Origin of the sequence: Rhodococcus sp. HM1, assembly GCF_023218075.1 — a bacterium.
Lineage (GTDB): Bacteria > Actinomycetota > Actinomycetes > Mycobacteriales > Mycobacteriaceae > Rhodococcus.
Genome location: NZ_JALPTB010000163.1, coordinates 1 through 1,881, shown reverse-complemented (window position 1 = coordinate 1,881; position 1,881 = coordinate 1). Strand labels below are relative to the sequence as shown.

Here is a 1,881-nt window from a genome sequence, read left to right as displayed (position 1 = left end):
GTGGGAGCAGCGTCAGCAGCCGCGCAGGATGCTGTCGATCAGGATGCCGCCGAGGATCGCGCCGGTCATGTCGTTGCCCGAGCTGCGCGGCTGCTGACGCTGCTCCCACTGCCGCACGTCGCTCTGCGCGGCCCACAACGCCTTCGCGCCCAGCTGTGTCGCGGCCTGCGCGTGCTGCAACGCCTGCGCCGCGTCGGTCGAGGCGAGCTGCTGCGCCGCCTGCAGGTGCCGTTGTGCCTCCGACAGCCGGGTGCGGGCCTCGGCGCCGACCGCGCCGCGCCGCGTGCCGATGAAGTCGGCCGCGGACGTGACCTGAGACTGCGCGGCCGTCAGATCCTGCTGCAGCTTCTGCCGGGTGCGCTCGGCCTGTTCCTGCGCCTCGCGGGTGCGGGCGAGCACCGCGTCGAGCGTGGCGTCGGCCTCGGCGACGCGGGTGAAACTGCCCAGAGGGTCGGTCGCCTGCGCGGCACGCGCGTGGGCGAGAGCCTCGGTCGCCGCGGCCTTCGCCGTCGCCAGGTCCGCACCGCCGCTCGCCGCGAGCTGCTCGGCGGCGGCGACACCCTGCTCCAGGTCCGCGATCGCCGCGGGCAGCGTCGCCATCGCGTGCCGAATGTCGGCCTCCGCGTGATCGACACCGTCGAGCAGCGTCGACGCCTGCGTCAGCGCGCCCTCGGCCGCCCGGATCGCACCGACCGCCGGACCCTGCTTCCCGACCGGCAACGCGACAGCGTCGCGACCGTCGGCGATGGACTTCTCGGCGAACGCGAGCTGCTCACGGGCGAGCGCTGTGTTCTGCGCGACCGGCGCGAGCGTCTCGGCGGGGAACTCGGCGCGCAGCGCGGTCAGCACCGCCTCGGACGCGGGCACCCGCGCGGTGAGCGTCACGACCTGCTGGGTGAGCGCGTCGAGGCGGGCCGGGGCGTCGAGCAGCAGATCACGCATCCCGTCGAATTCGGTGACCCGCGCGTCGAGTTCGCGCCCGGCGCGCCCGCACGTGGAGATCAGGTCGACGAGCATGTCGCGGCGCTGCTGCGGGGTCTCGGGAATCGCGTCGTCGAGGCGCTGCCGGATTTCGAAGGCTTTCGCGAGCGCGGCCTGGGCCTGGGCGAAGGCCGTCGCGAACGGGGCGACGGCCTGCTCGCCGAACTCGCCGCGCGCCAGTTCGAGTTCCTCGGCGCTGGTGCGCACCGCGTTGTCGGTGTCGACGAGGATGTCCTTCGCGCGGGCGTCGAGGACGTCGAGCGGCAGTGCCGCCAGCGCGGCGGTGTCGGTCGGGTCGATCCCGGCCGCGGCCTGGGCACCGGCCTCGGCACGCTTGCGCTTCGACCGCCGCGTGTACAGGTAGACGCCCCCCGCTCCGGCTACGACGACACCGCCACCGACGATCAGCGGCGTCATCGACGCGGGGGAGAGCGCGTCGTCCAGGCCCTCGGCCGCGGCGATGGCGGCACCGGCCCAGTCCTCCTCCACCAGTTGCGGCCGCACCTGGTTCGTGGCGATCGACTCGACCTCCGCGTCGGAGACGTCGGTCACGTCGTTCGACACCCAGAAGCTGTAATCGCGGTCGGTGGTGGCGACGGCCAACAGCGCCGTCTTCGGCCCGAACCCGCTCGCCTTCGCCGTGGCCTCGGTCCAGTCGGCGCCGGACATCCCGGAGAAGCTCGGTACGTACGCGACCCACAACTGCACCTGGTGCTCGCCGTACAACCGGTCCAGTGCCGACTGGACCTCGGCCTTCGCGTTCGCGTCCAGTACGCCGGAGGAGTCGGTGATCTGCCCGGGCAGGCGCAGCGGGGTGTCGGCGGACGCGGCCCCGGGCCACAACAGCAGCGCCAGCAGTGCCAGCACGGCGGGCACAGCCGCGAGGATCGGGCGGGGGAC

General features: G+C 73.7%; 1 protein-coding gene. It reads right to left on the bottom strand.

Annotation, left to right across the window (positions count from 1 at the left end):
* Nucleotides 1–12: 12 nt before the first annotated feature.
* Nucleotides 13–1,869 carry a TPM domain-containing protein gene (locus M1M07_RS32175; protein WP_248676755.1) on the bottom strand — a complete coding sequence of 619 codons (1,857 nt, stop codon included), beginning with the start codon at nt 1,867–1,869 and terminating at the stop codon, nt 13–15.
* Between the last annotated feature and the right edge of the window lie 12 nt (nt 1,870–1,881).